At 75.5% G+C, this 22,799-nt stretch carries 20 protein-coding genes and 1 pseudogene; 9 read left to right on the forward strand and 12 right to left on the reverse strand.

Annotated features, from left to right (window positions below):
- Nucleotides 1–224: 224 nt before the first annotated feature.
- Nucleotides 225–440, forward strand: coding sequence for a hypothetical protein (locus IE225_RS28260; protein ID WP_190060471.1), 216 nt, complete (start codon nucleotides 225–227; stop codon nucleotides 438–440).
- A gap of 56 nt (nucleotides 441–496) precedes the next feature.
- Here the strand turns inward: IE225_RS28260 and tgmB are convergent, their stop codons facing one another.
- From tgmB to IE225_RS28275, 3 genes are all read right to left on the reverse strand, one after another.
- The gene (gene tgmB, locus IE225_RS28265) at nucleotides 497–1,480 is read right to left on the reverse strand and encodes an ATP-grasp ribosomal peptide maturase (protein ID WP_190060472.1); all 984 of its coding nucleotides are present in this window, start codon (nucleotides 1,478–1,480) and stop codon (nucleotides 497–499) included.
- Between the two features lie 16 nt (nucleotides 1,481–1,496).
- Nucleotides 1,497–1,688, reverse strand: a complete 192-nt coding sequence (tgmA, locus tag IE225_RS28270) for a putative ATP-grasp-modified RiPP (RefSeq protein ID WP_190060473.1) — start codon at nucleotides 1,686–1,688, stop codon at nucleotides 1,497–1,499.
- A 195-nt stretch (nucleotides 1,689–1,883) separates the two neighbouring features.
- Complete coding sequence (locus IE225_RS28275; RefSeq protein ID WP_190060474.1) at nucleotides 1,884–2,198, reverse strand: YkvA family protein; 315 nt, start codon at nucleotides 2,196–2,198, stop codon at nucleotides 1,884–1,886.
- A gap of 445 nt (nucleotides 2,199–2,643) precedes the next feature.
- Here IE225_RS28275 and IE225_RS28280 point away from each other — a divergent pair, with 445 nt between their 5' ends.
- Nucleotides 2,644–3,330: a maleylpyruvate isomerase N-terminal domain-containing protein gene (locus IE225_RS28280; RefSeq protein WP_190060475.1), complete on the forward strand. Its 687-nt coding sequence runs from the start codon at nucleotides 2,644–2,646 to the stop codon at nucleotides 3,328–3,330.
- Nucleotides 3,331–3,368: 38 nt separating this feature from the next.
- Here the strand turns inward: IE225_RS28280 and IE225_RS28285 are convergent, their stop codons facing one another.
- The 3 genes from IE225_RS28285 to IE225_RS28295 all read right to left on the reverse strand — a co-directional run bounded on the left by IE225_RS28285 (nucleotide 3,369) and on the right by IE225_RS28295 (nucleotide 5,756).
- The gene (locus IE225_RS28285; RefSeq protein WP_229880137.1) at nucleotides 3,369–4,589 is read right to left on the reverse strand and encodes a hypothetical protein; all 1,221 of its coding nucleotides are present in this window, start codon (nucleotides 4,587–4,589) and stop codon (nucleotides 3,369–3,371) included.
- Nucleotides 4,590–4,719: 130 nt separating this feature from the next.
- Nucleotides 4,720–5,073 (reverse strand): hypothetical protein, encoded by a 354-nt coding sequence (locus IE225_RS28290; RefSeq protein WP_190060476.1) that lies wholly within the window; start codon nucleotides 5,071–5,073, stop codon nucleotides 4,720–4,722.
- Between the two features lie 80 nt (nucleotides 5,074–5,153).
- Nucleotides 5,154–5,756 carry a hypothetical protein gene (locus IE225_RS28295; protein ID WP_373303285.1) on the reverse strand — a complete coding sequence of 201 codons (603 nt, stop codon included), beginning with the start codon at nucleotides 5,754–5,756 and terminating at the stop codon, nucleotides 5,154–5,156.
- A 135-nt stretch (nucleotides 5,757–5,891) separates the two neighbouring features.
- Between IE225_RS28295 and IE225_RS28300 the strand changes: the two genes are divergently transcribed.
- The gene (locus tag IE225_RS28300) at nucleotides 5,892–6,671 is read left to right on the forward strand and encodes a DUF4097 family beta strand repeat-containing protein (RefSeq protein ID WP_190060478.1); all 780 of its coding nucleotides are present in this window, start codon (nucleotides 5,892–5,894) and stop codon (nucleotides 6,669–6,671) included.
- Between the two features lie 61 nt (nucleotides 6,672–6,732).
- On the opposite strand, the pseudogene IE225_RS28305 reads toward IE225_RS28300, so the two are convergent.
- A pseudogene (locus IE225_RS28305) lies at nucleotides 6,733–8,098 on the reverse strand (FAD-dependent oxidoreductase).
- Nucleotides 8,099–8,493: 395 nt separating this feature from the next.
- Between IE225_RS28305 and IE225_RS28310 the strand changes: the two are divergent.
- Nucleotides 8,494–10,002 (forward strand): MFS transporter, encoded by a 1,509-nt coding sequence (locus IE225_RS28310; RefSeq protein WP_190060479.1) that lies wholly within the window; start codon nucleotides 8,494–8,496, stop codon nucleotides 10,000–10,002.
- A 272-nt stretch (nucleotides 10,003–10,274) separates the two neighbouring features.
- Here the strand turns inward: IE225_RS28310 and IE225_RS28315 are convergent, their stop codons facing one another.
- Nucleotides 10,275–10,421: a hypothetical protein gene (locus tag IE225_RS28315; RefSeq protein WP_190060480.1), complete on the reverse strand. Its 147-nt coding sequence runs from the start codon at nucleotides 10,419–10,421 to the stop codon at nucleotides 10,275–10,277.
- Nucleotides 10,422–10,651: 230 nt separating this feature from the next.
- Here IE225_RS28315 and IE225_RS28320 point away from each other — a divergent pair, with 230 nt between their 5' ends.
- Together IE225_RS28320 and IE225_RS28325 are read left to right on the forward strand one after the other, a co-directional pair.
- Entirely contained in the window at nucleotides 10,652–12,310 is a 1,659-nt protein-coding gene (locus IE225_RS28320) for a catalase (RefSeq protein WP_190060481.1), read from the forward strand.
- Nucleotides 12,311–12,520: 210 nt separating this feature from the next.
- Nucleotides 12,521–12,694, forward strand: coding sequence for a CsbD family protein (locus IE225_RS28325; protein WP_190060482.1), 174 nt, complete (start codon nucleotides 12,521–12,523; stop codon nucleotides 12,692–12,694).
- A 138-nt stretch (nucleotides 12,695–12,832) separates the two neighbouring features.
- Here the strand turns inward: IE225_RS28325 and IE225_RS28330 are convergent, their stop codons facing one another.
- The 4 genes from IE225_RS28330 to IE225_RS28345 form a co-directional block, all read right to left on the reverse strand.
- On the reverse strand, nucleotides 12,833–13,366 hold the full coding sequence (locus IE225_RS28330) for a DoxX family membrane protein (protein WP_190060483.1): 534 nt from the start codon (nucleotides 13,364–13,366) through the stop codon (nucleotides 12,833–12,835).
- A 165-nt stretch (nucleotides 13,367–13,531) separates the two neighbouring features.
- The gene (locus IE225_RS28335; RefSeq protein ID WP_190060484.1) at nucleotides 13,532–14,398 is read right to left on the reverse strand and encodes a fructosamine kinase family protein; all 867 of its coding nucleotides are present in this window, start codon (nucleotides 14,396–14,398) and stop codon (nucleotides 13,532–13,534) included.
- Nucleotides 14,395–14,859, reverse strand: coding sequence for a low molecular weight protein-tyrosine-phosphatase (locus tag IE225_RS28340; protein WP_190060485.1), 465 nt, complete (start codon nucleotides 14,857–14,859; stop codon nucleotides 14,395–14,397). The genes IE225_RS28335 and IE225_RS28340 overlap by 4 nt, the downstream gene beginning before the upstream one ends.
- A 335-nt stretch (nucleotides 14,860–15,194) precedes the next feature.
- Complete coding sequence (locus IE225_RS28345) at nucleotides 15,195–16,337, reverse strand: serine hydrolase domain-containing protein (RefSeq protein WP_190060486.1); 1,143 nt, start codon at nucleotides 16,335–16,337, stop codon at nucleotides 15,195–15,197.
- 245 nt (nucleotides 16,338–16,582) lie between these two features.
- Here IE225_RS28345 and IE225_RS28350 point away from each other — a divergent pair, with 245 nt between their 5' ends.
- From IE225_RS28350 to IE225_RS28360, 3 genes are all read left to right on the forward strand, one after another.
- Nucleotides 16,583–19,693 (forward strand): FAD-binding and (Fe-S)-binding domain-containing protein, encoded by a 3,111-nt coding sequence (locus tag IE225_RS28350; RefSeq protein WP_190060487.1) that lies wholly within the window; start codon nucleotides 16,583–16,585, stop codon nucleotides 19,691–19,693.
- 119 nt (nucleotides 19,694–19,812) lie between these two features.
- The gene (locus tag IE225_RS28355; RefSeq protein WP_190060528.1) at nucleotides 19,813–20,937 is read left to right on the forward strand and encodes an enolase C-terminal domain-like protein; all 1,125 of its coding nucleotides are present in this window, start codon (nucleotides 19,813–19,815) and stop codon (nucleotides 20,935–20,937) included.
- Between the two features lie 17 nt (nucleotides 20,938–20,954).
- Nucleotides 20,955–22,799: a glycoside hydrolase family 15 protein gene (locus IE225_RS28360; RefSeq protein WP_190060488.1), complete on the forward strand. Its 1,845-nt coding sequence runs from the start codon at nucleotides 20,955–20,957 to the stop codon at nucleotides 22,797–22,799.

Here is a 22,799-nt window from a genome sequence, read left to right on the forward strand (position 1 = left end):
CCGGGCCGCCCTGCCGCACCCGCCGCGCACCGCTCGGAGGGATCCGCCGCGCACCACCCGGAGATGTGCGCCGCGCGCCGCCCGGACCCGGAGGCGGTCACCGTGCGTCGCCCGGTCGTGCGCCCGGTACCGGGAATCCGCGTGGCGGCCCGTGCCCACCCCCTAGACTCGGCAGCCGTGCCGCCGTACGGGCACGCACGAGCTGACGAAAGGCGCGTTCACGGGTGTTCCAGGATTCCCCCATCTACGACCGACTGATCGCGGAGTGCGGTGACGTGCCCGCGCAGGTGCGCAGCGAGGCCGAGCGGCTCAGCAGGGAGCTGGAAGTCGTCCTGCGGCCCACCCGGCCGCTCGGATACCCGCACGTCCCCGAGCGGCCCCCGTCCCCGGGAGCGGGCTGGCAGCGCACGGGCGTGCTGCCCGGCCCCCGCCCGCACTGACGCGCCCGCGGCGTCCTGACGGGCCACCGGCCGGTCGGGAGCCGGCCGACGGCCCGTCAGGACGCCGCGCTGCGCGCTTCGCCGACGCCGGCCTCCTGCCCGGCGGCCGGCCGGGCCAGCCACTCCGCGATGGTGCGGGCGATCGGCTGCCCGGTGTCCACCTCGACGAACCCGAACTGGCCCGACTGGTTGCACTCCAGGAACCACCACGTGCCGTCCGCGTCCTCCACGAAGTCGAAGGCTCCGTAGGCCAGTTCCGCCTCCCGCAGGAAGCCGCGGACCCCTGCGGCCAGGCGCGGCGGGACCTCGCACGGGCGCCACGGAGTGCCGGAGGTGTCGAAGCGGACGTCGACCGGCCCGCCCGCCGCGTCCGGGGCGGCCGCCCGGCGGGCCGCCAGCAGCCGGTCGCCGACGGCGGTGAGACGGATGTCGGCCCGTTTGGCGATCCGCCGCTGCAGCAGCGTCGGCCCGGAGGCGACCGCGGCGAAGTCCGCGTCCGGCGCGACCCGGCTGGTCGGCACCGCGCGGGGCGGGTCCTGCGGATGCGTCCCGGAGACCGACTTGACCACCAGGTCCGGGTAGCGCTCCGCGAACGCCCGCGCCGCCTGCGGGAACGTCGTGATGAGAGTGGCCGGCACGGGCAGCCCGCAGCGCTGGGCCAGATGGAGCTGCCAGGGCTTGTGCCGGGCGCGCTGCGCGGCGTCGGGATGGTTCATCCAGCGCGCCCGCGAACCGCGGAGCATCCCGTAGAGGGCCTGCGAGGACTCCTCGGTCAGCCACGCGGACGGCTCGGCCGTCCGCGTGGCCGGCCTGCCCGGCCGACGCACCCACACCGAGCGCAGCCCGTCCACGCTCACCAGCCGGCCCGCCGAGGACAGGTGGCCGCGGAAGGAGCCGTGCACGTACTCCCCGGAGAGCGCCACGCCGCCGGGCAGGTCGGCGGGATCGAGCCGGACCACGGGGACGCCGGCGGTGTTCAGATGCACCACCACCATGTCCGCCGTGACGTCCTCCTCGCAGGTCAGGATGAGCACCGTCATCGCTGTCGGCTCGGTGTCAGTCGTCGAAGTGCGTCTTGGAGCCCGCGGTGGAGGTCGTCGTCCCCAGCTCGCGCAGCAGACCGTGGTCGCAGGCGGCGATCCGGCCGTCGAAGAGCACGTTCAGCTGCAGTCCGGAGTCGTACGCGTACGGAGTGGCGACGTCCGACTCCACCGCGGGGCGTGCGTAGTTGAGCGCGAACGGTTGCATGTCTCTCCCTCGTGATGCTGCCGTGAACGAGCGGTGCCGTGCCGCAGCGCCACCCGGCCCGCTGCCGTGCTTCGGCCCTCCAGACACTTATACGAATCGAACGGGTGAATGGTTTCCTTACTCTCCGTAATTCAGGAGGATTTAAGACGGCCATTCAGGAGGATTTAAGACGGACCGTCAGGTCGCGGGCGGGGGTCAGGAGGAGGCGGAGGGCGGCAGCACCGGGGCGTCGCCGTCCCGCCGCGCGGCGCCGAGCGCGCGGTGCAGCGTGCGCAGGGCGAGCAGGAGGACGCCGACGTCGTCGAGGTACACGGGGTCCGGCAGCAGGTCCGTGGGCAGCACGAAGTACAGCACCGCGCCCCAGAAGACCCACCGCGGCCCGGTCGGCAGGCCGGCGCGCCGCAGCCCGCGCCGGGTCCGCACCAGCCGCACCAGCAGCGCGACGGCCCCGGCGAGGGCCGCCGCCGCCACGGCCGCGGCTCCGACGATGAGTGCCGTGGTCGAATCCACGCGTCCTCCCTGTCGCGCAGTGCCGCCCGCGTCCTGCCGCGGCCGGCGTCCTACCCCCGGTTTCCCCGCTTCCGCGCCGATCGAGCATCCGGCGGGGCCGGGTGCGCGGGGCACGCGGCACCGGCCGCGCGCTCCCGCGCGCGGGGTGGATGCGGCGCGCGCCGGTGTCACGTCCACCCCGCGCGCGTCGTCCGTCCCCGCGGCGCACTCCCGCGACGCACCCCCGTGGTGCCCCGGGCGGCGAGGGGCCGCAGGGCTGCCCCGCGCACAGCCCGCCCGGCCCGGCGGGCGCCCCCGCGCACCGCCCGGCGACCGCCCGCAGGCAGGATGGGACACGGCCCGCGGACGGCCGCCGCAGCGGCCCCGGCCGGCCCTCGCGTCCCGTCGGCCCGTCAACGTGCCGTCCCACCGCCGAGTTGACGCGGCGCGCCTCTACGCTGACGCCATGAGCGGAGACCACACGGACCCCACGCGCCCGGCCCGGGCGGTGCGCGCGGCCTACGAGGCGCTCGCCGCGGTGGTGGAGCCCCTCGGGGACGAGGAGTCGTGGCTGCCCAGCGGCTGCACCGGCTGGGCGGTGCGCGACCTGATGTTCCACTGCCTGGCGGACGCGCAGCGCGCCCTGGTCGCCTTCCACACCCCGGCCGCGCGGGAGGCCGACCGGGACGCCGTCACCTACTGGCAGGACTGGCGGCCCGGGACCACCGGTGCCGCGAACGGCCGGCGCTGGTCGCGGGTGTGCGCGAGCATGTTCCTCGACTTCGGCCAGTTGCGCGGCCTGTTCCTGGAGACCCTGGCCGCCGCCGCGCACGCGGCCGGGGCCGCCGACCCCGGGCAGCGCCTGGCCACCCAGGGACACGTGCTGACCGCGGGCGACCTCATGCTCACCCTCGCCGTCGAGGCCACCGTCCACCATCTCGACATGACCGTGTCGCTGCCGGACGCGCCCGGGCCCTCACCGGCCGGCCTGGCCGCCGTGCGCTCCACCCTGGACGGCCTGCTCGGCCGCCCGGTGCCGCTGGACTGGAGCGACGCGCACTACGCGCGGGCCGCCACCGGCCGCGCCCCGCTCACCGAGGCCGAGCGGCGGGCGCTCGGCCCCGACGCCGACCGCCTGCCCCTGCTCGGCTGACGTGGCGCTCCTGCCCCTTGCTCGGCTGAGGCGGCGCCTCACACCTCCTGCCGCTCCGCCGCCACCACGCGGTCCGCGGCGGCCGGCCCGCCGCCGGACCCGGCGGTGAGCCCGTTCGTCCCGGACCCGGCGGTGAGCCCGTTCGTCCCGGCGCCGCCATCGGCCGCGGGCCGCGGCAGCCTGGCGGCGTCCTTCAGGCCCTTGAGGCGCTCCAGCGTCCGCGTGAGCTGCTGCAGCGGCGACCCGGCCCGCCCCGGCCGGGCGGCCGCGGGCCCGGCACCGGACGCGCGGAACTCCGCCAGCGCCTCGTACGCCCGCTCCGCGGCCTCCTTGTACAGGTCCCGGGAGCGCGTCATGGCCTCCAGGGCCTCGGCGTACATGGCGACGAGCCGGCGCTCGCGCTCCAGCTGCTCCTCCAGCGTCAGCAGCTGCCACTCCTCGCGCAGTGCGGTGAGCGGGGCGTCGGCCTCCTCCGGCAGCGGCCGCTGCAGCGCGGCGAAGCGCGTCACGGCGTCGATCAGCTCCACCGGTTCGGAGCCGTCCAGGAAGACGGCCCGGACGGAGAAGTCCCGGGGGTCGTAGCCGGGCGGGGCCGGGGTGCCGGGCAGCACGACGGCCCCGCCCCGGGGAACCTCCACGCCGAAGTCGCGCAGCGCCCAGTTGACCACCCGCAGCTGCTGCGGCGCGGCCCGGTGCTCGACCACGCGGTGGCGCAGGCCCGGCGGCAGCTGCGGGGCCAGCGGGCGCCTGCCGCGCTCGTCCGGGGTCATCGCCTCGTGCACGACGACGTTGATGCTCCACGAGCCGCGCCCCGCGTGGCGCAGCACCCGCCGCAGCTCCTTCTCGTCCGCGGGCAGCGGGTTGATGTCGGTCAGGCGCAGGCCCGCGCCCGCCTCGTGGTCCCATCCCGCGTCGGGGGAGTCGGGCCAGAACAGGGTCGCCGGGGACGGCCAGGCCAGGTTCCAGGGGCGCTCGGCCTCCGCGACCAGGACCCACTCCCGGCCGGTCCGCGCGGGCTCGGCGAGGGTGAGGCGGGCCCGCACGGTCACCTCTCCGGGCGCCTGCCAGCGGGCCTCGAAGATCCGCTCGCGGGCGCCGGCGGCCGGGGGCAACTCCCGGTAGTCCTGGACGGCCCCTTCGTTGCTGAGCCGCAGCAGATTGGCGCGGAGCAGATCCTCCGCGGCGGGCCCGGTCTGGCGGCCGCGGGCCAGCCACACCGTGGGAGGGATCGGGCGACGGACGGTGGAGGAGGTCGGCATGAGTCCATGTAGGGGCGGGGACAGCGTGCTTCCTTCCAGTATCGTCACCGCACGTCACCCGGGTGCGGGCGGGGTCCCGCCGATGCCGGTCCCGTGTCGTGGACGCCGTCGGTCACTGCGTGTCGCCCGGTCACTGCGTGTCGCCGTCCCGGCCGGGACGGGGCTGCCGGTCGGAGCGGGGTTCCCGCCCGGTGACGATCTCGGTCACGCCGGCCTCCTCGTCGGGCGTTTCCCGGCCCGGGAGAGGGGTGCCGCGGCCGCCGGGTTGGCCGCCGCCGGTCGTGCCGTAGCCGCCCGGCACGCCGGGGACGCTCTCGGCGTCGGCCTGCTCCCGGCTGATGTGGCGGGTGGCGCGGACGTCCGCATGCCGCTCCGGATACCGGTAGCTGAAGGGACGCGCGGCGGCCCGCTCCTCCTCCGATGCCTCCCGGCCCTGCGCACGGCGGTCCGGCTCGGGTGTTTCGGGTGTCCTGTGCTCAGTCATGCGGTCCGCGTACCCGTGGGGGGCGAGGGCATGTCGCCGCCCGGGCGCGGGCGGTCGCGCAGGTGCCGCCGTACGGCGGATCAGCCCCTCCCGGCGCCCTCCGCCCGGTACCGTACGCGCCGCCGCGCCCGCTCGCGCGGAGCCGCGGGTGCCGCCTCCGCCGCGGTGAGCGGTGCACTGAACCCGCCCGGGACGGCCCGGGGCGGCGCCGCCGCGCGGGACCGCGCGGACTCCGGCTCCACCGCCGGGGCGGGCGCCGCCGCGGCCACCGGACGGGCGGGCGCCGCCGCACGGGCGACCACGCGGGCGTGCGACATGAGCGGGGCGCAGGCCGAGCAGACCTCGGTGAGCGTCCACACCTGTCCCACCGCGGGATCGTGCCGCAGCACCAGCACGACCGGGCCCGCACAGGCGACGCGGGTGCCCTCGTGGGCGGCGCACTGCTGCCGCCGGCATGCGCAGGCGGCGTCGGCGCGCACGGTGACCGCCTTGGCGTGGGCGGCGGCATGGGCCTCGGCGAACCGGCGCAGCGCCGCCACGTCCCGCGAGCGGGGCGGCATGGCGCAGGCCGAGGAACAGCTGACCGAGGCGGTACGGTCGCGGTGGCCCGTCACCCGGATCGTCCAGGAGCGTCCGGGGCGGCGGGCCGACGGTGCGTCAGGGTACGCGAGAGCCAAGACCATTCGTCCTTCGTCTCAGGGAGGGCGCCACAGCGGCGCTGAAGGAGATCTACCCGGCGTGAGCCCGTTCACAGCATCGGGGACGCGCCGGGCCGCGGGTTCGTCATGGACACGCGGTGCGGGGGGAACAGACCGGGCATGAAGGCCACGCCGTCCCCACCGCCGCGGCGCCCCGCCGCCACCGCGCCCGTGCTCGCCGCCGCGGCCCTTCTCGCCGTGCTCACCGCGGGCTGCGGCTCGGGCCGCGGCGCAGGCGGCACCGGGACACCGTCGTCCGAGGCGTCCTCCCTCGTGCCGTCGCCGGCCCGCCTGGTCGTCACCACCGACGGCGGACTGCGCCTGCGCCCCGCCGCCGGTGACGAGGTCGAGGTGGACCGGCGCGTCGGCCGGCACTGGTCCCGGCACGCCGGCACCTGGGTGCTGGACCTGTCGTGCCCGCCTCCCTCCGGCGGCCCCTGCCCGCGGATGCCGGAGGTGGACGTCCCCGCCGACACGGCCGTCACCGTCTCGGCCCGCAACGCCGGCGTCGACGCGGCGGGCGTGCGGGGCACGCTGACTCTCGCCACCGTCAACGGCGACGTTACGGTGACCCGTTCCGGCGGCGACGCCGCCGCCGTGCGCCTGGAGACCCGCAACGGCTCCGTGCGGGCGACGGACGTCCGCGCGCGCGTCCTGCACGCCGAGACCGTCAACGGCGACGTCACCCTGGACTGCGCCGGCGCCCCCGTCGGCATCACCGCGACCACCACCAACGGCTCGGTCCGCGCCATCGTCCCGCACGACGCCCCCGCCTACCGGGTCACCGGGACCACGGTCAACGGCCGCGCCACGGCCGCCCCGCCGACCCGCGCGGGCGGCGACGGCCCCGCCATGACGCTCGGCAGCGTCAACGGCGACGTCACCGCCGGACGGGACTGAGCGCGGCCGGGCGGCCGCACGACGCCGGCCCGCGTCCGACCGCGGCCGGGTGGTCGGGCGGTCAGGCGCCGCTCGCCCGCAGCATGTCCTCGCGCTCGACGATCTTCACCCGCTTGCGCCCCTGCGGCTCGCCCAGCGCCCGCTCGGCGGCGTCGAGCCGGTACCAGCCCTCCCACGTGGTGAAGCGGACCCCGCGCTCGGCGAGGGAAGGCGTCCACCGCACCGGGAGCCGGGAAGGCGGGCGTGTGCAGGCGGCCGGCGGCGAAGTCGTCGAGGAGACCGGCCACCGTCTCGTTGGCGTCGCCCTTGGTGTGGCCGATCAGCCCCACCGGGCCGCGCCGGATCCAGCCGGTGACGTATGTGGATTGCAGGTGCCGGCCGGATTCCTCGAGCACGCGCCCGCCTGCGTTCGGGACCGTGCCGCTGTCCGGGTCCCAGGGCAGCTTCGGCAGGTGCTCCGACAGGTAGCCGACGGCCCGGTAGACGGCGGTGACGTCCCAGTCGCGCAGGACGCCCGTGCCCCTGACGTTGCCGGTGCCGTCCAGCGCCGTGCGCTCGGTGCGCAGGCCGGTCACCCTCCCGCCGGCGCCGAGGATCTCCACCGGCGACTCGAAGAAGTGCAGGAACAGCTTGTGCGGGCGGTCGCCGACGTCGCGGATCGCCCAGTTCTCCAGCGTCTTGGCGACCATGTCGGTCTGCTTGCCGGCCCGCCGGGCGGCGAGCGAACCCTTGTCGTAGTCGATGTCCCGCGGGTCGACGATCACCTCGATGCTGGGGGAGTGGTCCAGCTCCCGCAGCTCCATCGGGCTGAACCTGGCCTGCGCCGGGCCGCGGCGGCCGAAGACGTGGATCTCGCGGGCCCGGTTGGCCTTCAGTCCGTCGTACACGTTCGGCGGGATCTCGGTGGGCAGCAGCTCGTCGGCCGTCTTGGCCAGGATGCGGGCGACGTCCAGGGCGACGTTGCCGACGCCGAGCACCGCGACCTTCTCCGCCGTCAGCGGCCAGGTGCGCGGCACGTCCGGGTGGCCGTCGTACCAGGAGACGAAGTCGGCGGCGCCGTAGGAGCCGTCCAGGCCGATGCCGGGGACCGGCAGCTCGCGGTCGGCCGCGGCGCCGGTGGCGAAGACCACGGCGTCGTAGAAGGCGCGCAGGTCGTCCAGGGTGAGGTCGGCGGGGTAGTCCACGTTGCCGAACAGGCGGACCTGCGGCTTGTCCAGCACCTGGTGCAGCGCCGTGACGATGCCCTTGATGCGGGGGTGGTCGGGGGCGACGCCGTAGCGGATCAGGCCGAACGGCGCCGGCATGCGCTCGAAGAGGTCCACGGACACGCCCGGGTCGGCGGCGGCGTCGGACTTGAGCAGGGCGTCGGCGGCGTAGATGCCGGCGGGGCCGGCTCCGACGACGGCTACCCGCAGCGGGCGGGGCATGGGCGGCTTCCCTTCGGGCGGGGACGGTGATCTCGCCGGGGAGCCTGGGCCGGGGCGTGCCCGAGCCGGTACGCGGGCCGCATGTATGACCTCATAAGGAAGCTTTATGTCTGCGAGTGCGTCCGCGAGGGGGTGAGGGTCCCGGGGGAGTCGTGGAGCGGCCGCGGACGAGACGTGAGGAAAGTTCCACCGCCCCGCGAGTTTCGTTTGCGTCCGGCACGACTGAGCAGGTGCTCGTCCGGAGTGCGTGCCGTACGTGCTCCCCGCCGGGCACACCGAACGAGCCGGGCAGGCCGGACGGACCGGACCGGCCTGCCCGGCCCGACAAGCAGACAGGCCCGACAAGCAGACAGGCAGACACGCCGGACAGGCCGGAAGGAAAGGACCGCCCCTTCATGACGGACACCGAGCCCGCCCCCGTCCATCCCGCCGCCGACCCGCAGGCGGTGAAACGGCACCGCACCCTGTTCCGGGCCGTCAGACGGCGCCGGAACCCGCCGCTGCGGCGCACCGACATCACCGTGATCGACGAGACGGCCGTCAAACGGGCCGTGAAGGCGGCGTCGCTCGGCAACGCGATGGAGTGGTTCGACTTCGGCGTCTACAGCTACCTCGCCGTCACCCTCGGGCACGTCTTCTTCCCGTCCGGGAACGACACCGCGCAACTGCTGTCGTCGTTCGCGACGTTCGCGGTGTCCTTCCTGGTCCGCCCGCTCGGCGGCGCGGTCTTCGGGCCCATGGGCGACAGGATCGGCCGCAAACGGGTCCTCGCCCTCACCATGATCATGATGGCGGTGGGCACCTTCGCCATCGGCCTGATCCCCTCCTACGCCACCATCGGGTTCTGGGCCCCGGCCCTGCTCATCCTCTTCCGCCTCGTCCAGGGCTTCTCCACCGGCGGCGAGTACGGCGGTGCCTCCACCTTCATCGCCGAGTACGCGCCCGACCGGCGGCGCGGCTTCTTCGGCAGCTTCCTCGAACTGGGCACGCTCGCCGGATACGTCGGCGCGGCCGGCCTCGTCACCGCCCTGACCGCGGCCCTGGGCGACGCCGGCATGCGGGACTGGGGCTGGCGGGTGCCGTTCCTGGTCGCCGGGCCCATCGGCCTCATCGGCCTCTACCTGCGGCTCAGGCTGGACGAGACGCCGGCCTTCCGCAGGCTCGGGGACGACTCCGCGCACCGGGCGCCCCAGGCCGCGACGACGACGGAGGCCACGGCGACCGGCGAGATGGCGAGGATCTTCCGCGACCACTGGCCGGCCCTGGTGCTGTGCGTCTGCCTGGTGGCGGGCTACAACATCTGCGACTACATGGTGCTGTCGTACCTGCCGACGTACCTGTCGGACGAGATGGGCTACAGCCAGACGCACGGTCTGCTGCTCCTGATCGGCACCATGATCGTGCTGATGCTGCTCATCAACCGGGTCGGCCGGCTCTCCGACCGGCTGGGCCGCAAACCGCTGCTGATGGGCGGCATGCTCGGCTTCTGCTTTCTGTCCCTGCCGGCGTTCCTGCTGGTCGGGCAGGGCAACCTGCTCGCGGTCACGGCCGGCATGCTGATGCTGGGCCTGTCCCTGGTGTGCCTGCTGGGCACGATGTCCGCCGCGCTGCCGGCCCTGTTCCCCACCCAGGTCCGCTACGGCTCGCTGTCCATCGGCTACAACGTCTCGACGTCCCTGTTCGGCGGCACCACCCCCCTGGTGGTCACCGCCTTGATCTCCGCCGCCGGCACGGACCTGATGCCCGCCTACTACGCCATGGCGGCGGGCGCCGTCGGCGCGATCGCGGTGGCCTGCATGAAGGAGACGGCGCGCAGGCCGCTGGAGGGCTCCCCGCCGTCGGTGGAAACGCCCCAGGAGGCGGCCAGGCTGGTGGAGAGCCGGGCCCCGGTGCCGAGGTTCTGACCCCGTAGCGCCGCGTTCGGCGGGTCCCCGGCCCCGCCGCGTCCCGGCGAGCTCCCGGCTCCGCCGTGCCGGGCGGGCGTGTGCCGCGTCGGCGGCGCCATGGCTCCTGTCCGAACCACGGCGCCTGGCGAGCACCGATGCCGCGGCACCGGCCTCGCGTGCTGACTGGGTACCCCCTTCCACCCCCTTCCACCGCCGTCGATCCGCCGCCGGCCGTGTCCGCCGGCTTTCGGCGGAGCCGCCGCCGGCGGCGGATCGACGACGCCCGGCGGTCACCGGCGGGTGCGCAGTTTCCGCAGCAGACGCTGGGCCTGCTCGCGCCGCCGCGGATCGGCGGCCGCCCGCCGCACCTGCTCCGCCGTGCGCCGCCCCTCGGGACTCCGGGCGAACCGCTTGATGCGTTCCATCACACCTGCCACGGTCTTCCTCCAGTCGTGTCCAGTCGTTTCCGGTCGTCTCGGGTCGTCGCCGGTCGTTCTCCGGCGACGTGCCTCACCGCTCCGACTACCCGCGGGCGGTGCGTACAGCCGGGCGAACTTCCCGGCGGCGTCCGGGGGAATACCGCACACCTCCGGCGTCCCGGCACCGCCGTCCGGGGTACCCACACGGCTCGACCGCGACGGCAGGAAGAGGCGAAGGAACCCGCGACATGACGGACGTATCGAGCACCGGATCCATCCCGGGTGACGACCGCCCGGTCCTCACCAACCGGCAGGGCCACCCCGTCCACGACAACCAGAACCAGCGCACCGTGGGCGCCCGCGGGCCCGCGACGCTGGAGAACTACCAGTTCCTGGAGAAGATCAGCCACTTCGACCGCGAACGCATCCCCGAGCGCGTCGTGCACGCCCGCGGCGTGACCGCCTACGGCTTCTTCGAGGCGTACGGCGCCTGGGGCGAGGAGCCGATCAGCCGCTACACCCGCGCCAAGCTGTTCCAGGAGCGCGGCAGGCGCACCGACGTCGCCGTGCGCTTCTCCACCGTGATCGGCGGCCGCGACTCCTCCGAGGCGGCCCGCGACCCGCGCGGTTTCGCGGTGAAGTTCTACACCGAGGACGGCAACTGGGACCTGGTCGGCAACAACCTCGGCGTCTTCTTCATCCGCGACGCCATCAAGTTCCCGGACGTCATCCACGCCCTCAAGCCGGACCCCGTGGACTTCGAGCAGAAGCCCCACCGGATCTTCGACTTCATGTCGCAGACCCCGGAGTCCCTGCACATGCTGGTCAACCTGTTCAGCCCGCGCGGCATCCCCGCCGACTACCGGCACATGCAGGGCTTCGGCGTCAACACCTACAAGTGGGTCAACGCCGAGGGCGGGACGGTCCTGGTCAAGTACCACTGGATGCCCAGGCAGGGCGTGCGCAGCATGACCGAGGAGGACGCCGCCAACGTCCAGGCCAAGTCCCTCGGCCACGCCACCAGGGACCTGTACGACGCGATCGCGCGCGGCGAGTACCCCGAGTGGGAGCTCCTGGTGCAGATCATGGAGGACCACGAGCACCCCGAGCTGGACTTCGACCCGCTCGACGACACCAAGACCTGGCCCGAGCAGGATTTCCCGCCCAGGCCGGTCGGCCGCATGGTGCTGGACCGGATGCCGGAGAACTTCTTCGCCGAGAACGAGCAGATCTCCTTCGGCACCGGCGTCCTCGTCGACGGCCTGGACTTCTCCGACGACAAGATGCTCGTCGGCCGCACCTTCTCCTACAGCGACACCCAGCGCTACCGCGTCGGCCCCAACTACCTGCAGCTGCCGGTCAACCAGGCCAAGAACGCGCAGGTGCGCACCAACCAGCGCGACGGGTTCATGACCTACCACGTCGACGGCGCCGGCGAGAACCCCAGCGTCAACTACGAGCCGTCGATCCACGGCGGGCTGCGCGAGGCGCCGTACCCGACGCACGACGAGCAGGGCCCGGAGATCCGCGGGCGGCTCACCCGCCGACGCATCCCCCGCACCAACGACTACCAGCAGGCCGGGCAGCGCTACCTGCTCATGGAGGACTGGGAGCGCGACGACCTGGTGAAGAACCTCGTCACCCAGCTCTCCCGGTGCGACCGGCCCGTCCAGGAGCGCATGGTGTGGCACTTTTTGCTGGTGGAGAACGACCTCGGGCTCCGCGTCGGCGAGGGCCTGGGCATCTCGCCGCAGGACGTCGCCCACCTCCGGCCGCTCGCGGGCCAGGACCTGACCGAGGAGGACCGCAAGCGGCTGGACCACCTCGGTGAGAATCCGCCGCGCGACGTGGCGGGCCTCACCATGACCCACTGCGTGCCCAATGAGCGGCACGTCGTCACCCGCTGACCGGCCGCCGACCGGCAAGAAGGGGCGGGTGCGCCACCCACCTCCCCAGGACGACGGCGTCCGCCCCTTCTGCCGTGCAGGCATCGTCTTCCCGCCATGATCCCGTCCATGCCCGCTGCGGCACCCCGACTTCTCGCCTGTTTGACCGCCTCCCTCCTGGTGACCCGCCGGGGTGACAACCGACGTCGATGCGACTTGGGGTGAACAACCGTGGCCGGAGAGCAGAAGGCCAGGAGCAAGGCCGAGCAGGCCAAGGGCAAGGTCAAGGAAGCCGCTGGACGCGCGATGGACGACGAGAGCATGGTGGCCGAGGGCCGCGCCGAGCAGTCCAAGGGCGACGTGCGCCAGGCCAAGGAGAAGGCGAAGGACGCCTTCAAGCACTGACACCCCGGTGGCGGGTGAGGAGGGCGGGACGCCGACGGCGGCCCGCCCTCCTTCGTGCCCGCGCCCCGTCCTTGCGTGGCCTCTTCCGCGACCTCGACGCCTCTCGGACGCCTCCGTGACGCCTCTGCGCCCCGTCGCTCAGACCGGCAGCTTGGCGCGGACCCCGGCGACGGCCGCGGCCGGGCGGGAGGTGGCGCGCACCGAGCGGCGCACCAGCCGCGCCTCCCGCCGCAGGTCCCGGGCGGCGTGCCGGCCGCGCCACAGCAGCGACGGCGCCGCCCCGGTGTCGTCGGCCGTGATCAGCAGGCCGCCCAGCATGGAGAGGTTCTTCAGGAAGTGGATGCGCTGCTGGGCGCGCTGCGAGGGGTCGTCCTCCTCCCAGAAGCGGTGCCCGGCCAGGGTGGTGGGCACCAGCGTGGCGGCCAGCGCCAGCGCGGACAGCCGGGGCAGGCGGCCGGTGGCCAGCATCGCTCCCGCGGCCACTTGGACGGCGCCGCTCAGCCGCACGACCTGCTCCGTGCGCTCCGGCAGCGCCCCGACACGGTCGGAGACCGGGCGGACGACGGACTCGGCGATGGGTGCCAGCTCCTTCGGCCGGCGGACGGAGTGCAGACCGCCCGCGACGAACATCGACGCGAGCAGCGGGCGGCCGACCATGCGCAGCACACTCATGGGCCCTCTCCTGAACGGTGTGGGGGATGCGTTCCGTGCCCACCGGGTTCCCCGGCCGGCCACCGTCACCCCCGCACCGCGCGCCCGCGTGCCGCGCGACGGCGTGCCGCGGTCCGCCCGCCGTGGACGAACGGCCCCCGGGGCTGCGGCCGCGCGGGCCCGGGGTCAGCCCGCCAGGGCCGCGCGGGCCGCCGCGAGCGCCTGCTCGGCGTAGCCACGGCCGAACAGCACCGCGTGCACCAGCAGCGGGAAGAGCTGGTGCAGCCCCACCCGCTCCCGCCAGCCGTCGGCGAGCGGCGCCGCCTCGTCGTAGGCGGCCAGGATCCGCTCCAGGTGCGGGCAGCCGAACAGCCGCAGCATCGCCAGGTCGGTCTCCCGGTGGCCGCCGTGCGCCGCCGGGTCGATCAGCCAGGCCCGGCCGTCGGCGCCCCACAGCACGTTGCCGCTCCACAGGTCGCCGTGCAGCCGCGCCGGCGGCTCGGGCGGCCCGGCCAGCGCGGGCAGCCGCTCGCAGACCCGCTCCACCACCACCGCCTCCGCCGGGCGCACGGTGCCGTCGTCGACGGCGCGGCGCAGGTACGGCAGCACGCGGTGCTCGGCGTACCAGCGGGGCCAGTCGTCGCCGGGCTCGTTGCGCATCGGCGCCGGCCCGATCGTGGCGTCCCGCGGGCCGCCCGGCGGCGGCGCCCCGAAGGCGGGGGCGCCCGCGGTGTGCAGCGCGGCCAGCTCGCGCCCGAACCGCTCCGCGGCCGCGGCGTCCGCCCGGCCCGCGGGCACCCGCTCGGTGACCAGCCACCGTTCGTCCTCGCCGTGCACCCGCGGCACGGCCACTGTGCCCGCCCCGGCCAGCCAGCGCAGTCCGGCGGCCTCCGCCCGCACCGTGCCGGGGCCGTCGCCGCGCTTGACCATCACCACCCGCCCGTCGTCGAGGGCGACCTCGGCGAGCGTGCCGGACAGCGGGCGCTCGGCGGTCGCGGCCCGGCCGGTGAGGCGGGCGGCCGCGGTCCCGAAATCCCCGGCCCGCCCGCTCATGCCGCGACGCGCTCGCGCACCCACGCCAGCAGGCCGGGCATCGCGGCCTCGATCATGCCCAGCACCTCGTCGAAGCCCTCCGGGCCGCCGTAGTAGGGGTCCGGCACCTCCGCGTCCTCACCCGCGTCCGGGTCGAACGACCGCAGCAGCCGCACCCGGGAGGGGTCGTCGACCAGCCGGCGCAGCGCCTTCTCGTGCCCGCGGTCCATCGCCAGGAACAGGTCGGCGTCGAGGTGTTCCGCGCCGACCTGCGCCGCGACGTGCTCCACCGGGTAGCCGTGGCGGGCCAGGACGGCGGCGGAGCGCTCGTCCATGGGCTCGCCGACGTGCCAGGGCCCGATGCCGGCGCTGCTGACCCGCACCCGGTCGTCCAGTCCCGCCCGGCGCAGGTGCTCCGCGCAGACCAGCGCGGCGGACGGCGACCGGCAGATGTTCCCACTGCAGACGAAACAGATGTGCACGGCCACCAGGGTACGGCCGTCCGCAGGACCGTCCGTGGGACCGTCCGGGCGGGCGCCCGCCGGACGGGGCGGCCCGGCCGCGCCCGCCGCGCCCGCCCGGCGACACCGCCGGGCAACTGCGCCGGGCCCGGCAGGAGTTGGCGACACTGCCCGCGCCGACCCGCCGGGCGCCGGCCGGGCCTTCCCCGGGCAGGGACGCGGACGCCGCCCGCACGCGTGACCCACGGGAGGCGACCCGCGGGAGCGCCGCGCGGGGGCCCGCGCGGCTCCGGGAACCACCCGTGCGCCCGGCCCCCGTGGGCGCCGCGCACCCGGTCACGGCGCCCCGCAGGGCCTCACAGGGCGTCGTAAACGGCGCGCACCAGGGCCGCCTTGCGCGGGTCGTCGGCGATGCGCGGGCCCATGCGGTTCATCACGTACCCCATGCTCAGCCCCGCCTCCGGGTCGGCCAGTCCGCAGGAGCCGCCGGCGCCGTCGTGCCCGAAGGCGCGCGGATTGGGGCCGTACGACCCCCACGGGCCGCTCAGCCACAGGCCCAGCCCGAGTTCCGTGTCCCGGCCCAGACCGGCGCCGAGCACCAGGTCCCGGCAGGCGCCCTGCCCCTCCCGGATCCGTTCGGCGGCCGCGCGGCTCAGCAGCCGCCCGTCGAACATCAGCCCGTACAGCTCGGCGACCGCCCGTGCCGTGCCGTGGCCGTTGGCGGCGGGCAGTTCGGCCGCCCGCCAGGCGGCGCCGTTCGCGTCCCCGGCGGAGACCGCCGGGTTGGCCAGGGCGGCCACGGTGACCGGCGTCGCCCGCGCCGGCCAGGCGAGGGCGGCCGGCGGGGCGGGGGCGTGGGACAGCTCGGCCGCCCGGCCGGCGTCCTTCTCGGGCAGCCCGATGGCGAAGTCGATGCCGTACGGCCCGGTGATCTCCTCGCGCAGGAACGCCCCGGGCATCCGCCCGTCGACGCGCCGGACCACCTCGCCGACGAGGAAGCCGTACGTCAGGGCGTGGTAGCCGCAGGCGGTGCCGGGCTCCCACCACGGCTCGGTCGCCGCCAGGCGCCCCACGGTCAGCTCCCAGTCGTACAGCTCGGCCAGGCCGTGCGGTTGGCGCAGGCCGGGCAGGCCCGCGCGGTGGGCCAGCAGGTGGCGGACGAGGACGCCCTCCTTGCCGGCGGCGGCGAACTCCGGCCAGTAGCGGGCCACCGGCGCGTCCAGGTCCAGCAGGCCCCGGTCGGCGAGGAGGTGCGCGCACAGCGCGGCCGCGCCCTTGGTGGTGGACCAGACGTTGACCACCGTGTCCCGTTCCCAGGGCCGCGTGCGGGCCTCGTCCGCCCAGCCGCCCCACAGGTCCACGACCAGCCGCCCGTCGAGCCGCACGGCCACCGCGGCGCCGAGTTCGCCGCGCTCGCGCAGGTTGGCCGCGAAGACCTCCCGCACGCCCGCGAAGCGCGGATCGCAGTGCCCCTGGACGGCAGGCGTCGCTTGAGCCATGAGCATCCCTTCGTCGGAAAACCCCGGCGCACCCGGCGGTCCGCCGACGCCGACCATACCGACCGGTCGGATGGAAGGGGAGTCCTTGTCGAGCCACCCCGGTGGGCCCGCCCGGGCGCTTTCGCGAACCGGCACTGTTGCACCCTGCAATGCCGGGTACCCGGACGCCGCATCCCGCGGCCGGGCCGCCGCCGTGCGCCGCGGGGACGGCAGTGACGCCCACGGTGCTGGAAGGCGGTTCCCCGATGACCCGTGCATCCCTCACATCCCTCCTCGGCACGTCCGCACCGCGCGGCCGGACCCGGGCGGCGGGCGCACCGGTCGACACGGCGGCGCTGGAGAAGGTGCTGCGCCGGGCCGTGGACGGCGAGGTCCGCTTCGACGCCGGCAGCCGGGGCGCGTACGCCACCGACGGCTCCAACTACCGGCAGGTCCCCCTCGGCGTCGTCGTCCCGCGCACGGTCGACGCCGGCGCGCGGGCGGTGGAGGTGTGCGCCCGCTTCCACGCCCCCGTGCTCTCCCGCGGCGGCGGCACCAGCCTGGCCGGGCAGTCCACCAACACCGCCGTGGTGATCGACTGGAGCAAGTACTGCGACGCCCTGGTGGACGTCGACCCCGAAGCCCGCACCTGCGTCGTCGAACCCGGCATCGTCCTGGACGAACTCAACCGGCAACTGGCCGCCCACAAGCTGCAGTTCGGGCCGAAGCCGTCCACGCACAGCCACTGCGCCCTCGGCGGCATGATCGGCAACAACTCCTGCGGCGCCTCGGCGCAGGCGTACGGCAAGACCGTCGACAACGTGCGCCGCCTGGAGGTCCTCACCTACGACGGGCTGCGCATGTGGGTGGGCCCCACCTCCCGGCAGGAGCGCGAGCGCATCGCCGCCGAGGGCGGGCGGCGCGCCGAGATCTACGCCGGGCTGGAGCGGATCGCCACCCGGTACCTCGCCGACATCCGCCGCGGCTACCCGAAGATCCCCCGCCGCGTCTCCGGCTACAACCTCGACTCGCTGCTGCCGGAGAACGGCTTCGACGTCGCCAAGGCCCTCGTCGGCAGCGAGGGCACCCTGGTCACCGTCCTGCGCGCCGAACTCGACCTGGTGCCCGTGCCGCCGTACCAGTCGCTGCTCGTCCTCGGCTACGACGACATCTGCCGCGCCGCCGACGACGTGCCCCACCTGCTGCGGCACTGTACGCCCAGCCAACTGGAGGCCCTGGACGGGCGGATGGCGCAGCTGATGCGCGAAGAGGGCGCCTACCTGGACTCCCTGCGCGTGCTGCCCGAGGGCGACAGCTGGCTGATGGTGCAGTTCAGCGGCGACAGCCAGGAGGAGGTCGACGAGCAGGCGCACGCGCTGCTGCGGGCCGTCGGCCGCAGCGAGAAGGACCCCGCGGTCGCCTTCTCCGACGACCCGGCCCGCGAGGAGAAGATGCTCAAGGCCCGCGAGGCCGGGCTCGGCGTGACCGCGCGGCCCCCGGACGACCGCGAAACCTGGGAGGGCTGGGAGGACTCCGCCGTCCCGCCCGAGCGGCTCGGCGACTACCTGCGCGACCTGAAGCGGCTGTTCGCCGAGTTCGACTACGGCCACCCCTCCCTGTACGGGCACTTCGGGCAGGGCTGCGTGCACACCCGCATCCCCTTCGGGCTGAAGACCGCCGAGGGCGTCGCCGGCTTCCGCCGCTTCGTCGAGCGCGCCGCCGACCTCGTCGCCTCCTACGGCGGCTCCCTGTCCGGCGAGCACGGCGACGGCCAGTCCCGCGGCGAGCTGCTCACCCGCATGTTCGGCGAGCGGCTGGTGGCCGCCTTCGGTGAGATGAAGGCCCTGTTCGACCCCGGCGACCGCATGAACCCCGGCAAGGTCGTCCACCCCCACCCCGTCGACGGGCAGTTGCGCCTCGGCCCCGCCTGGCGGCCGTTCGCACCCGACACCCACTTCGGCTATCCGGAGGACGACCACTCCTTCACCCGCGCCGTGCTGCGCTGCGTCGGCATCGGCAACTGCCGCGGCCACCACGGCGGCGTGATGTGCCCGTCGTACCGCGCCACCAAGGAGGAGGAGCACTCCACGCGCGGCCGGGCCCGGCTGCTGTTCGAGATGCTCGGCGGGCACGCCGACTCCGCCGTGCGGGACGGCTGGCGCTCCACCGCGGTGCGCGACGCCCTCGATTTGTGCCTGGCCTGCAAGGGCTGCAAGTCGGACTGCCCGACCGGTGTCGACATGGCGACGTACAAGGCGGAGTTCCTCGCCCACCACTACGCCGGCCGCCTCCGCCCCGCCGCCCACTACACGCTGGGCTGGCTGCCGGTGTGGGCGCGGCTGTCGCGGCTGTCACCGTCCCTGGTCAACACCGTGCTGCGGGCCCCCGGCCTGGCCCGCGCGGGCAAGGCCCTGGCCGGCGTGGACGCCGCCCGCGAGGCACCGGTGTTCGCCCCGCGCTCCTTCCTGCAGTGGTGGCGCGAGCACGGCGACCCGCAGCGGCCGGACCCCGCCGACCCCCGCACGGTGCTGCTGTGGCCGGACACCTTCAGCACCTACTTCCACCCGTCGGTCGCGATCTCGGCGGTCCGCGTCCTGAAGGACGCCGGCTTCCGCGTCGCCGTGCCCGACGAGCCCGTGTGCTGCGGCCTGACCTGGATCTCCACCGGGCAGCTCAAGACGGCCAAGAAGGTCCTGCGCCGCACCCTGGACACCCTGCGCCCCTACCTGGAGGCGGGCACACCGGTGATCGGCCTGGAGCCGTCCTGCACCGCCGTCTTCCGCGCCGACGCGCCCGAACTGATGCCCGCCGACCAGGACGTGCGGCGCCTGGCCGGGCAGGTGCGCACCTTCGCCGAACAGCTCGTCCACCACGCGCCCGACGGCTGGCGGCCGCCGCAACTGGGCCGGCGGGCCACCGTGCAGACCCACTGCCACCAGCACGCGGTCATGAAGTCCGACGCCGACCGGGACCTCATGCGCCGCGCCCACCTGCACGCCGACGTGCTCGACGAGGGCTGCTGCGGCCTGGCCGGGAACTTCGGCTTCGAACGCGGCCACCACGACCTCTCCCTGCGGATCGGCGAACTGGGCGTGCTGCCCGCCGTGCGCGCCGCCGCCCCCGGCAACCTGGTGCTCGCCGACGGCTTCAGCTGCCGCACCCAGATCGAGCAGGGCGGCACCGGCCGCCGCGCCCTGCACCTGGCCGAGGCCCTCGCCCTCGGCCTCGACGGCACCCTGCCCAGCGACCGGCCCGAACGGCTGGCCGAACGGCCCGGCGAACCGTCCCGCACCGCCCGCCGGGCGGCCACCGCCGTCGGCGCCGCCGTCGCGGCGGGCGCCGCCGCGGCCGCCGTACGCCTGGCCCGCACCCGATGAACCGGCACCCCGCACCCGAGGAAACCACTCACCTCGAGGACACCGATCGCACCGAGGACACCGACCGCACCGAGGACACCGATCGCACCAAGGACACCGCCCAGCCGAGGACACCGCCCATGCCGAGCAAGCTCTCACCCACCGTCGAGCGCGTCGACACCGCCGTGTACACCGTGCCCACCGACGCCCCCGAGGCGGACGGCACTCTCGCCTGGGACAGCACCACCCTGGTCCTGGTCACCGTCCGCGGCGAGGGTGCCACCGGGCTCGGCTACACCTACGCCCCCGCCGCCACCGCGCGCGTCGTCGACGACCTGCTGGCCGGCGTCGTCACCGGCGCCCCGGCCCTGGACGTGCCGCGCCTGAACGAGGCCATGCACCGCGCCGTGCGCAACGCGGGCCTGCCCGGCGTCGCCGCGCAGGCGATCGCCGCCACCGACATCGCCCTGTGGGACCTCAAGGCCCGCCTGCTCGGCCTGCCGCTGGTCCACCTGCTCGGCGCCGCGCGCGACGACGTGCCGGTCTACGGCAGCGGCGGCTTCACCACCTACGACGACCGGCAGCAGGAGCGGCAGCTGCGCACCTGGGTGGAGGAGCAGGGCATCCCCCGCGTCAAGATCAAGATCGCCGAGTCGTGGGGCGGCCGCGAGGCCCGCGACCTGCGCCGCGTCGCCCGGGCCCGCGCCGTCGTCGGCGACGCGGCCGAGCTGTACGTCGACGCCAACGGCGGTTACGGCGCCAAGCAGGCCGTCCGCGTCGCCCGCGCGCTGGCCGGCGAGGGCGTCACCTGGTTCGAGGAACCCGTCTCCTCCGACCACCTCACCACCCTGAAGGCGATCCGCGAACGGACCGAGGCGGACGTCGCGGCGGGGGAGTACGGCTACACGCTGCCGTACTTCGAGCACATGCTGGCCGCCGGCGCCGTCGACTGCCTGCAGGCCGACGCCACCCGCTGCGGCGGCATCACGATCTGGCTGCGCGCCGCCGCCCTCGCCCAGGCCCGCGGCCTGGACCTGTCCGGGCACTGCGCCCCGCACGCCCACGCCCACGCCGCCGCCGCGATCCCCAACCTGCGGCACCTGGAGTGGTTCCACGACCACGTCCGCATCGAGCGCCTGCTCTTCGCGGGCTCCGCCGGCCTCCTGGACCCCGCGGGCGGCAGCCTCACCCCCGGCCACGACGGCACGCCCGGCCTCGGCCTCACCCTCGACGCCGAACGCGCGGCACCCTACCGGACCGGCTGAGCGGAAAGGAGCACGGCATGAGCGGCACCTTCCCGCCCCACGCCCTGCACGACTACGCGCTGCTGGCCGACGGCGAGCGCGGGGCGCTCCTCGGCCCCGACGGCGCCGTCGGCTGGCTGTGCGCGCCCTGCTGGCACGACGACGCCGTCTTCGCCTCCCTCATCGGCGGCCGGGGCGTCTACGCCGTCACCCCGCGCGCCCGGCACGTCCCCGGCGGCTACTACGAGGAGGGCAGCCTCATCTGGCGCAGCCGCTGGGTCACCACCGAGGGCGTCGTCGAGTGCCGCGAGGCCCTCGCCTTCCCCGGCGAACCCGGCCGCCTGGTCCTGCTGCGGCAACTGCACGCCGTCGACGGCCCCGCCCACGTCCGCGTCGTCCTCGACCCGCACGGCGACTACGGCCGCGCCCCGGTGACGCACCGGCACCGCGACGAGGCCGGCGTGTGGCACCTGCGCACCGCGGGACACCGGCTGCGCTGGCAGGGCGCCCCCCACGCCCGCACCGACGGGTGCGGCCTCGTCGCCGACCTCGTGCTGCGGCCCGGGCAGCGCCACGACCTGGTCCTGGAGTGCGCCGACTCCCCGCTGCCGGGCACCCCGCCGCGCGCCCGGCAGACGTGGGCCGCCACCGAGGAGGCGTGGCGCACGGCCGTACCGCCGCTGGAACACACCATCGCCACCCGCGACGCCCGCCGCGCCCACGCCGTGCTGCGCGGCCTGACCACGCACGGCGGCGGCATGGTCGCCGCGGCCACCACCAGCCTGCCCGAACGGGCCGAGACGGGCCGCAACTACGACTACCGGTACGTGTGGATCCGCGACCAGAGCATGGCCGGGCAGGCCGCGGCCGCCGCCGGGGCGACGGAACTCCTCGACCACGCCGTGCGGTTCGTCGGCGAGCGGCTGCTGGCCGACGGGCCCGGCCTCGCCCCCGCCTACACCGTGCACGGCACACCCGTGCCCGACCGGCGCGAACTGGACCTGCCCGGCTACCCGGACGGCTTCAGCCGCGTCGGCAACCGGGTGGGGGAGCAGTTCCAACTGGACTGCTTCGGCGAGGCGCTGCTGCTGTTCGCCGCCGCCGAACGGCACGGCCGCCTGGACGCCGACGGCTGGAAGGCCGCCGATCTCGCGGTGCGCGCCGTCGCCGAGCGGTGGCGCGAACCAGACTGCGGAATCTGGGAGTTGACGCCCCGCAAGTGGACCCACAGCCGGCTCACCTGCGTCGCCGGGCTGCGCGCCCTGGCCGCCGCCGCCCGCACCCACCCCCTGGCCGAACCCTGCCTGCGCCTCGCCGACACCGTGCTGGACGCCGTCACCGCCACCAGCGTCCACCCCGACGGGCACTGGCAGCGCACCCCCGGCGACCCCGCCGTCGACGCCGCCCTGCTGCTGCCCGCCGTCCGCGGCGCCCTGCCCGCCGACGACCCCCGCACCCGCGCCACCCTCGCCGCCTGCCGCCGGGCTCTGACCCAGGACCACTTCGTCTACCGCTTCCGCCACGACGACCGCCCCCTGGAGGAGGCCGAGGGCGCCTTCGTACTGTGCGGGTTCGCCATGGCGCTCGCCGAGCACCAGCAGGGCGACGCGGTCGAGGCGCACCGCTGGTTCGAACGCAACCGCGGCGCGTGCGGCGCCTCCGGCCTGTACGCCGAGGAGTTCGACATCGCCCAGCGACAGCTGCGCGGCAACCTCCCGCAGGCCTTCGTGCACGCCGTGCTGCTGGAGACCGCAGTCCGCCTCGCCGGGGAACCCGCTGCCCGCCTCGCCGGGAAGCCCGGCACCCGCCGCCCCCGGGGCGGCACCGACCCCGACCCGGACCCCCACGGCCCGCGCGGCCCGCGCGGCCGGGAGAGGAGCTGA

This window comes from Streptomyces echinoruber (assembly GCF_014651135.1).
GTDB lineage: Bacteria > Actinomycetota > Actinomycetes > Streptomycetales > Streptomycetaceae > Streptomyces > Streptomyces echinoruber.